Origin of the sequence: Pseudomonas floridensis, from assembly GCF_002087235.1 — a bacterium.
GTDB lineage: Bacteria > Pseudomonadota > Gammaproteobacteria > Pseudomonadales > Pseudomonadaceae > Aquipseudomonas > Aquipseudomonas floridensis.
The window spans coordinates 19,695-29,101 of record NZ_MUIO01000116.1 but is presented as its reverse complement, the minus strand read 5'-3'; the positions used below and the strand labels follow the sequence as shown (position 1 = coordinate 29,101).

General features: G+C 60.4%; 8 protein-coding genes and 1 pseudogene. 4 read left to right on the top strand and 5 right to left on the bottom strand.

Features of this window, described 5'->3' with window-relative positions; genetic code table 11:
* A partial coding sequence (locus BZK31_RS24980) for a cation diffusion facilitator family transporter (RefSeq protein WP_083185938.1) occupies positions 1-762 on the top strand: 762 nt, incomplete at its 5' end.
* Between the two features lie 6 nt (positions 763-768).
* Here BZK31_RS24980 and BZK31_RS29780 read toward each other — a convergent pair.
* Complete coding sequence (locus BZK31_RS29780; RefSeq protein WP_167378100.1) at positions 769-1,485, bottom strand: DUF6515 family protein; 717 nt, start codon at positions 1,483-1,485, stop codon at positions 769-771.
* Between BZK31_RS29780 and BZK31_RS29775 the strand changes: the two are divergent.
* The 3 genes and pseudogenes from BZK31_RS29775 to BZK31_RS24965 form a co-directional block, all read left to right on the top strand.
* Positions 1,486-1,992 (top strand): annotated as a pseudogene (locus BZK31_RS29775) (hypothetical protein); the annotation flags it as partial.
* Between the two features lie 351 nt (positions 1,993-2,343).
* The gene (locus tag BZK31_RS24970; protein WP_083185936.1) at positions 2,344-2,823 is read left to right on the top strand and encodes an Lrp/AsnC family transcriptional regulator; all 480 of its coding nucleotides are present in this window, start codon (positions 2,344-2,346) and stop codon (positions 2,821-2,823) included.
* Positions 2,824-2,837: 14 nt separating this feature from the next.
* A complete protein-coding gene (locus BZK31_RS24965) occupies positions 2,838-3,041 on the top strand; it encodes a DUF2788 domain-containing protein (protein ID WP_083185935.1) in 204 nt (67 codons plus the stop codon).
* A gap of 17 nt (positions 3,042-3,058) precedes the next feature.
* Here the strand turns inward: BZK31_RS24965 and BZK31_RS24960 are convergent, their stop codons facing one another.
* From BZK31_RS24960 to BZK31_RS24945, 4 genes are all read right to left on the bottom strand, one after another.
* A complete protein-coding gene (locus BZK31_RS24960) occupies positions 3,059-3,691 on the bottom strand; it encodes a pseudouridine synthase (RefSeq protein WP_083185934.1) in 633 nt (210 codons plus the stop codon).
* Between the two features lie 67 nt (positions 3,692-3,758).
* Complete coding sequence (gene amn / locus BZK31_RS24955; RefSeq protein WP_083185933.1) at positions 3,759-5,222, bottom strand: AMP nucleosidase; 1,464 nt, start codon at positions 5,220-5,222, stop codon at positions 3,759-3,761.
* Between the two features lie 52 nt (positions 5,223-5,274).
* A complete protein-coding gene (locus BZK31_RS24950) occupies positions 5,275-6,924 on the bottom strand; it encodes an acyl-CoA dehydrogenase family protein (RefSeq protein WP_083185932.1) in 1,650 nt (549 codons plus the stop codon).
* A gap of 117 nt (positions 6,925-7,041) precedes the next feature.
* The gene (locus BZK31_RS24945) at positions 7,042-9,036 is read right to left on the bottom strand and encodes a sensor histidine kinase (RefSeq protein ID WP_083185931.1); all 1,995 of its coding nucleotides are present in this window, start codon (positions 9,034-9,036) and stop codon (positions 7,042-7,044) included.
* Between the last annotated feature and the right edge of the window lie 371 nt (positions 9,037-9,407).

Sequence of the window (9,407 nt, the reverse complement as noted above, 5' to 3'; positions counted from 1 at the left end):
CTGACCGATTCGCTGCTCGATGGCGCGGCGTCTTTCCTCAATCTGCTGGCGGTGCATTACGCGCTGCGCCCGGCCGATGACGATCACCGTTACGGTCACGGCAAGGCGGAAGCGCTGTCGGGCATGGCGCAGGCGCTGTTTATCGGTGTCAGTGGCGTGTTGATTGCCTTTCAGGCGGTACAGCGTATTCAAAACCCGGAGCCGCTGGGAGCGCCATTGCTGGGCATGATCGTGATGGTGGTGTCCATTGCGCTGACACTCGCGCTGCTGACTCTGCAAAGCCGAGTGATCAAGGGCACCGGCTCTGCGGCGATTCGTGCCGACTCGCTGCACTACCGCTCTGACCTGCTGCTCAACGCCAGCATCCTGGTAGCACTTACGCTGGCTTACTTCGGCTGGCAGCAACTGGATGCGTATTTCGGCCTGGGTATCGCGATCTACATTCTGTGGAGCGCCTTTCAGATCGCACGGGAAACGGTGTCGGTGCTGATGGATGAAGAACTGCCCAGCGACGTCAGCACGCACATGCTCGAACTGGCGTGCAATGTGCCTGGCGTGTTGGGCGCGCATGATCTGCGCACGCGGATTTCCGGCAACCACTGGTTCGTGCAACTGCATCTGGAATTGCCGGGCGAACTGACCCTGTCAGTCGCCCACACGCTGTGCGATCAGGCGGCCGATGCCATCCATGCGCAATACCCGAAAGCCGAAGTGCTGGTGCACGCCGACCCTCAGGAAGTGGTGAAGCAGGCGCGCGCCTGATCAGCTTTAATTGACTCTGTAACCGCGTCCGGCCAGGCAGGCCCCCATTGAACGTCGATACAGGTCGACGACTTCAGGCTGAGGCTGGGCGGTGATATTCGCCGGATCGAAACCGCTCTGTTCAGCGGCCCAGCGGTAGCATTGATAACGGTCCAGTTCGACTTGCTGCTGACTCTGACCGTTGAGGGGATAGGCCACCGGATCGTAGTCGCTGCCTTGCTGCTGAACAGGTGCCGAATACACCGTTTCGTTCTGCGGCGGATTGACCACCACGTACTCTTGGGTGTCAGGTTGATACGTGTAATACGCGCCAGCGGCCAGAAACAACAAGCTGCTGCCGATCCAGACTTCCTGGGAATACGACGGCAGGCTGCGCACGCGGGCCCCGTAAGGCGGCGTCACGACCACATAGCGTGGACCCTGCGGGCGATACCAGTAACCTTCGGAATAGAAATAATCCTGCCCGCGATACGGAATGCGTGAATAACCACCAGGCACACGGTCGATGGCGTAGCCCGGACGATAGCGCGGTCCCGGGCCCCAACCGTTGCCATGTCCGTCAGGACGACCGTCCCAGCGGTTATCCGGCCTGCCGTTGCCGGCCGACCAGTTGCGGTTGCCGCCGCGCGGAATGTCCTGATAGTAGCCCTGACGCGGCGGCTGGGTTTGCCAGGCTTCCCGCGGACCGCTCTGGATCGGCAGATTGTCCTGGCTTTGCCTCAACTGTTGCTGCTGCTGGCGCTGCTGATTCTGCTGTTGCTGAATCTGGCGCTGTTGCTCGCGCTGCTGCTGGTTGATCTGCTGTTGCTGCTGACGCTCGACATTGCGCTGCTGCAGTTCCTGCTGCTGAATCTGCTGTTGCTGCTGGCGCTCAACCTGCCGCTGCTGATTCTGCTGCTCCTGGATCTGGCGCTGCTGGTTATTCTGCTGCTGGTAGATCTGCTGCTGTTGCTCGCGCTGGATATTGCGCTGCTGGTTCTGTTGCTGCTGAATCTGGCGCTGCTGAATTTCCTGCTGCTGAAAGCGCTGTTGTTGCTGCTGCTGAAGCTGGCGTTGTTGCCCATTGTCATTGGAGCTGCCGCGCAATTCGTTTCGCGGGGAGTCGTCACGCTCGTCGGCCATCGCATGGGCGCTGATACTCAGGCACAACAGACTTAAACCCGCGAACTGCCAGATGCCAGATTTCATGCTTTCCTCACTAGAGCGCGGATGGACGATATTAAGACTGTCATAGCGATGCGCCGTTCTGCGCACTTTATCAGGACGCAAAGAAAAGGGGGCCAGATGGCCCCCTTGGGATACTTCGTCCTGGCTCGACGCTTTTGACGCCGGCTCACCTCATGCCGTCTTGTGGACAGTATGTAGCCCGGGGGCCTGGCGCACCCGGTTGGGTGGGAGGCCGCAACTGGCCTGATTCGGCGAGTCGCGCTGGACGCTGTGTCCGGGCAGTGATTCTGGTTAAAAGAATAGGCCTGCGGCGTTGGCAGAGGATTGCTAATGTTGCTCGATAAAACATCACTTGCGCAATTTTTGCCTTCAGATGAATAATCCTGCGCAATCGAACTCATAAAGGGGTACATCGTGAGCAAGCTGGACAGATACGACTTGAGCATTTTGGCCGAATTGCAACGGGACGCACGCATCTCCAACCAGGAATTGGCGGAACGCATAGGTCTGTCGCCTTCACCGTGCTCACGCAGGGTCAAGCAACTGGAAGACGACGGTTACATCGTGCAACAGGTGGCCTTGCTGGATCGCAAGAAGCTGGGCCTGAACCTGACGGCCTACGTGCTGATCGGCATGGACCGCCACACACCCGAGCGTTTCGAGAACTTCGAGCAGCAGATCCGCAACCTGCCTCAGGTACTCGAATGCAGCCTGGTAACCGGTATGGAAGCGGACTATCAGCTGAAAGTCGTGGTGCCTGACATGGACCATTACCAGAAACTGCTGCTGGGGCACCTGACCCGTATCGAAGGTGTGACCAGCGTGCGTTCGAGCTTCGTACTCAATCAGGTTCTGGCCAGCACCGAGATGCCGCTGGTCCATCTGCGCAACTGATCGGTCGGCCCTCAATGGACCCCGCGCTGTTCGAACAATGGATGCTGAGCGCGCTGATTACCCTGCTGGTCGGCTTCATGGCGTTCATCGTCTGGGATCTGGCGAAGAAATCCGGGGCGGGCCGCCATGGCACGCTCATCCTGTGCTCGGTCCTGGGCGTGGGCGTGATGGCGTTCGTGATCAAAAGCCTGATCATCGCCTGGCTCGAAACAGGCTGACGGGATGATCGGCGTCGCTACAGCCTGGCGGGCACTTCGCGATACTCACCCTGATCCAGCCCGTCGAGTGTCCAGTCACCGATTCTGACCCGCACCAGCCGCAAGGTCGGCAGCCCGACGGCGGCAGTCATGCGCCGCACCTGACGATTGCGACCTTCCTTGATCACCAGTTCCAGCCAGTGAGTCGGCACGCTTTTGCGAAAACGCACTGGCGGGTTGCGTGGCCACAGGTCTGGCTCATCGATCTGTCGGGCTTCGGCGGGCAGGGTCGGGCCATCATTGAGCTCAATGCCATCACGCAACTGCTGCAACTGCGCCTCGCTCGGTTCACCCTCGACCTGCACCCAATAGGTTTTGGCCAGTTTATGTTTCGGGTCGGCAATGCGCGCCTGTAGTTGCCCGTCGTTGGTCAGCAGCAATAGCCCTTCGCTGTCACGGTCCAGACGGCCTGCCGGATAGATGCCGGGGATCTTGATGAAATCCTTGAGCGTCGCCCTGCCCTGCTCGTCGTTGAACTGGGTCAATACGTCGAAAGGCTTGTTGAACAGCACCAGTTTCGGCTCGGCGGGCGGCGCTTTGGCGACGCGACGGGGCGCGCCTGACGGGCTGGAGGAAGGACGGCGGGAAGTAGGACGCGGTGTGCGGGGCATGAGAGTTCGGCAATCGGAAAACAGAAAGGGCCACTTTAGTGGCCCTTTCTGCAAATACCAATCGCAATCAACGGAACGGCGGTTCGTCAAAGCTGCGCAGTTTGCGCGAGTGCAGCGAATTCAGCTCGGTGCGCAGCAGGTCCAGCGCCGCGATGCCGATCTTGAGGTGTTGACTGACCGCACGCTCATAGAACGCGTTGGCCGAGCCCGGCAGCTTGATCTCACTGTGCAGCGGCTTGTCGGACACACAGAGCAGCGTGCCATACGGCACCCGCAGGCGATAACCCTGAGCAGCAATGGTGCCGCTTTCCATGTCCACCGCCACGGCGCGAGACAGATTGATCAGCGGTCGTTCCTGCGCCCAGCGCAATTCCCAGTTGCGATCGTCGTACGTGAGCACGGTGCCGGTGCGCAGGCGCTTCTTGAGCTCTTCACCGCGCTCGCCGGTGATCTGCGCGGCCGACTCCTGCAGGGCCAGTTGCACTTCGGCCAGCGCGGGGATCGGAATGTGCGGTGGCAATACGCGATCCAGAATCCCGTCGCGACGCATGTAGGCGTGGGCCAGTACGTAGTCGCCAATGGTCTGGGACTGACGCAGGCCGCCGCAATGGCCGATCATCAGCCAGCAATGCGGACGCAGCACCGCGAGGTGGTCGGTGATGTTCTTGGCGTTGGACGGGCCGACGCCGATATTGACCAGCGTCACGCCGTGACCGTCTTCGGCGATCAGGTGATAGGCCGGCATTTGATAACGGTGCCAGACCACGCTGGCGACGATGGCCTGAGCCTCGTCATAGCCCATGCTCTTGTCGACCACGACGTTGCCCGGCAGAACCATGCGCACGAAACGCGGATCGTCACGCAGTTTTTCCAGGCCATGCAGGATGAACTGATCGACATAGCGGTGATAGTTGGTCAGCAGAATCCAAGGCTGTACGTGCCGCCAGTCGCTGCCGGTGTAATGCACCAGACGCCGCAGCGAGAAGTCCACGCGTGCCGCGTCGAACAACGCCAGTGGCAGCGGATCGACATTGGCCCAGTCGTAAAGCCCATCGGCAATGCCATCGGTCGCCGCCGACAGGTCAGTGCTGGGGAATACCCGCGCCAGCGCCGCAGCGGTCACGCCGGAGCCGGCCAGTTCATCGCCCTGCTCGACGACATACGGATAAGGGATGTTCTGTTCGCTCATGCCGACTTCGACCGTCACGGTGAAGTCGTTCATCAACGGGCCGAGCTGCTCCAGCAGGTATTTGCGAAACGCCTTGGGCTGCGTGACGGTGACACTGTAGGCGCCGGGCAACTGGACCTTGGCGTAGGCGCGCGTGGTGGTCGGCACTTCGCCGTGGCACTCGTAGTTGAGGCGCAATTCGGGGTAGCGGAACTGCGCCCGCTCTTCGGCGCTGGGTTCAACGCGGTCTTTCAGGTAACGCTTGAGCGCCTGGCTCAACGCGCTGGTCGCACGTTCGTGCAGTTCAGCGAGCCGCTCAACAGCCTGCTCGGCGGTGTCTACAACAACAAAGGCTTGAGTCACGTTTCATGTCCTGTCTGAACTTGCAGACCTGCATCGTAACGGGTTCGCGTGCTCATGCCACCTGTGGCGAAGCCCTGGCCACCAATGTTTCGACATCGACGCCTCGCGGCAATGCGCCATACACGCGGCCACCGGCGGCGATCCGGCCAGCGATGAATCCGTCGCTGACCGCTGCATTACCGGCTTCGAGCAGCAGTTTCGCCTGCAAGGCAACGGCGATGTCTTCAGTTAATTGCCGGGCGCGGTACTGGATGTCACTCAGGTCAGTGAAGGCGTTTTTCAACGTGTCGATGTGCACGGCCAGACGCCGGTCGCCATGCCCGTCACCCAGCTCGTCGAACAGCGCATCGAGCACGCCGGGCTCCCTGGACAACGCTCGCAGTACGTCGAGGCACTGCACGTTGCCCGAACCTTCCCAAGTCGAATTGACCGGCGCTTCCCGGTACAGGCGCGGCAGAATACTGTCTTCGACATAACCTGCGCCGCCCAGGCATTCGGCGGCCTCGTTGATCATTGCCGGGGCACGCTTGCAGATCCAGTATTTGCCCACGGCCGTCACCAGACGCACGAAACGTGCTTCGTGCGAGTCGTCCAGACGATCCAGGGCGCGCCCCATGCGCAGGGTCAGCGCCAACGCGGCTTCGCTTTCAAGGGCCAGATCGGCGAGTACGTTCTGCATCAGCGGCTGCTCGGCCAACAGGCGACCGCTGACCGTGCGATGCGCACAGTGGTGAGTGGCCTGGGTCAACGCCTGACGCATCAAGGCGCTGGAACCGATCATGCAATCGAAGCGAGTCATGGCAACCATTTCGATGATGGTCGCCACACCGCGCCCTTCTTCGCCGATCATCCACGCTAACGCGCCGCGAAACTCCACCTCGCTGGAGGCGTTGGACCAGTTGCCCAGCTTGTTCTTCAGGCGCTGGATGTAGAACTCGTTACGCGTGTCATCAGGACGGTGGCGCGGCAGCAGAAAGCAACTCAGTCCTTTATCGGTCTGCGCCAGCGTGAGGAATGCATCGCACATCGGCGCGGAACAGAACCACTTATGCCCGACCAGTTCATACGCCTGCCCCGGCCCGCCCGCGCCGACCGGCCAGGCGCGGGTGGTATTGCTGCGCACATCCGAGCCGCCCTGTTTCTCAGTCATGGCCATGCCAATGGTGGCACCGGTCTTGTGCGCGATGCCGATGTTGCGTGAGTCGTATTGCGTGGACAGCACTTTGGGCAGCCAGACCTCAGCCAGATCCGGCTGCAGGCGCAACGCCGGTACGCTGGCGAACGTCATGGTCAGCGGGCAGCCACTGCCGGGGTCGGCCTGAGTGTGCAGGTAACTCATGGCCGCTCGCGCCACGTGAGCGCCGGGCTGCGGCTCGGTCCAGGGCAGCGACGGTATGCCGTGTTCGATAGCGGTGTTCATCAGTTGGTGATAAGCCGGGTGAAATTCGATCAGATCGATGCGATGCCCGTAGCGGTCATGGCTGGCGAACACCGGTTTGTTCTGATTGGCCAGAAAACCGGCCTCCATCAACGTCCCGCCTGCGAGCGCGCCGTAAGTGTCGATGCGCGACTCGGCCCAGCCCGCGCCATAGCGCTTGCTCCATTCCTGCAATGGCAGATCGAGACGATAAAGGTTAGCCCCGTCGAGCGGCGGAGGCTGGTTGGTGACTTCGTGGGTTTCGGCGAATTGATTCAGGTTCATGAGTCATGTTCTCCCTGCACGTTTCATAGGCAGAAGCGAATCATGCGCTCAACGCCCGGCGTTTAAAAAGTGCCGTACGCGCCGAATGACCGGCGCTTTTGCCTTGTTCTGAACGACTCAGATACCCCAGTGGGCTTTGACTTGCGGTGTCTTGCGCACCGCTCCGGGAATGGCCATCAACATCGGCAGGTTCAGCGTGAAGCAACTGCCCTGCCCCGGCTCGGAACGATGGCTCAACTCGCCGCCCTGCAGTTCGACCAGCTTGCGGCAGATTGCCAGTCCGATGCCCAGTCCGCCGTATTGCCGGGTCATCGAACCATCGATCTGGAAGAAGTGCTGATACAGATTGACCTCGTCCAGACGGCTGAAACCGATGCCGGTATCCATCACTTCAATGCGCAGACGCATGCGCTCCAGGTCTTGCGGCAGACCGCTGACCCGCACCTTGATCGCCCCTTCACGGGTGAACTTGATGGCGTTGTCCAGCAGGCACTCGACGCACTGGTACAACTTGGCGGCGTCGCCCCGAACCGCAGGCGGAAGCTTGTCGTCGATGTCGAATGTCAGGCCCAGCGCCTTGGAATGCGCTGCGCCACTGAAACGCTCATGCAACTGATTGAACAGCTCGCCGATGTTGAACGCATCGCAGTCGGCATACAGCACACCGGCCTGCAGCTCGGTGAGGGTCAGGATGCCATTGATCATGCTCATCATGTCCTGCGCGGAACTGGCGGCAGTCTGTTGATACATTTCCATCTCGTCGCCCATGTTCATGGTCTGCATCAGCTCCAGCGAACCGATCACACCGTTCATGGGCGTGCGCAATTCGTGGGTAAGCGTGGCCAGGAACTCATCCTTGAGGCGGTTGCTGGTCGCCAGTTGCTGGTTCAGGCGTTCCAGATCCTTGCCGGCGGCCAGCAGTGTCTGTGCCTGCTGCCGACGGGCATGGTTGATCCGATCGGCGAGCGCCATCGACAGCAACGCCATTTCCAGCACGGCCCCGATATGGCAGGCATACATCGTCAGGAACGTATTGGGCAGCTTGCCAAACAGCATCAGACTGAAAATCAGCCCGCCGACCAGGAAGACCGACCAGGCCACCACGAAATACCGCCCGACCCGTTCGCCTTTCAAGACGGCAACGATGCCAGCTACGTAAATGACCAGCGTTGCCGCCAGAACCAGATAGGTCGCCGAGCGCAGGGCCGGGCCGTAACCGAGAAACAGGGCAATGCCCATCACCACGGCTGCGACACCGACCATCACCAGCAGCAGCCGGTCGAGCCATGGCGCAAGACAACGGGTGCCGAGGAAGGTGCGGGAGAACTGGCAGGCGAACAGGGTCGCCATGGCCATCAGAAACGGTGTCGATGCGTTGGCCCACCAAGGGTTGTCGGGCCACAGGTACTCAATGGCCACTCCGTTGATCGACATCTGATACAGCCCGAACGACGCCACATAGAGGATGTAATAGAGGTAATCGGGATCGCGCACGCTGACCAGAATGAACAGGTTGTAGACCAGCATCCCGAGCAGTACGCCATAAATTACGCCGAACACGTAGATACGGGCGGGCTGAGCCTCCAGGTACGCATGGGTTGACCAGAGGTTGAGCGGCGCCTGAACCGATCCTTCGCTTTTGACGCGCAGGTATACCGTACGCGTCTGACCGGGTGGCATGTCCAGCTGGAACAGGTAATTGTTCTGTTTGAACTGGCGGCTGGCGAACGGCAGCATGTCGCCGGTCTGCCAGACCAGTGTCGGACGCCCCACCGCATCGGGTGCGTAGAAGTCGATGTGGTCCATGGGCGGGTACGCCAGCTCCAGCAACCAGTCAGTGTGCTGATCGGCGGTGCGGGGGCGATACAGCAGGTCCACTTTCAGCCAGAAAGCCGAACGCGAATAACCGGCATTGAAGGTGCTGGTCTGCAACGGCCGAAACTCACGCACACCCGCCTCGGAGCTCACGCTGTCGATCGTCGCGTTGCCGGTCGGGTCTTCGAACACCTGAATCGCTCGCCCCAGAGGCAGGAACCGGGTGTTCTCATCAAACTCGACAGCATGAGCCAGCATGGGCAGCCAGACAGCCAGAATGATTAGCAAATAGCGCATTAAAGCCCCAAGGTCGGTCGTCGCGGCCACTCCATCCATTGATGGCGACGCCCTGTCAATGTCTATCCTTGAAACAGGCTAATGAGTCTAAACAGGCGAAAAGGTGTGACCGATATCCGACAACCGCCCGCGGCCCCCGAAGAGTACGCCATTGAGCAGTGTCTCAGAACACTGAAGCATAGCCGCTAATAGCGTTAAGGCACTATCGCTTTAAAAATCAAGGCAATGGCTCTATTTCGGCCTTTCCAGACCAAACATGAATTTTTTTCAGATTTAATCATGAACCGGGACTGCCCGGTTCGTCAGGTGCGATGACAAGAAAAACCGGGATCGGCAGGCGGCCCCGGAAAGGTTTAGTGATAAGCTCGCGC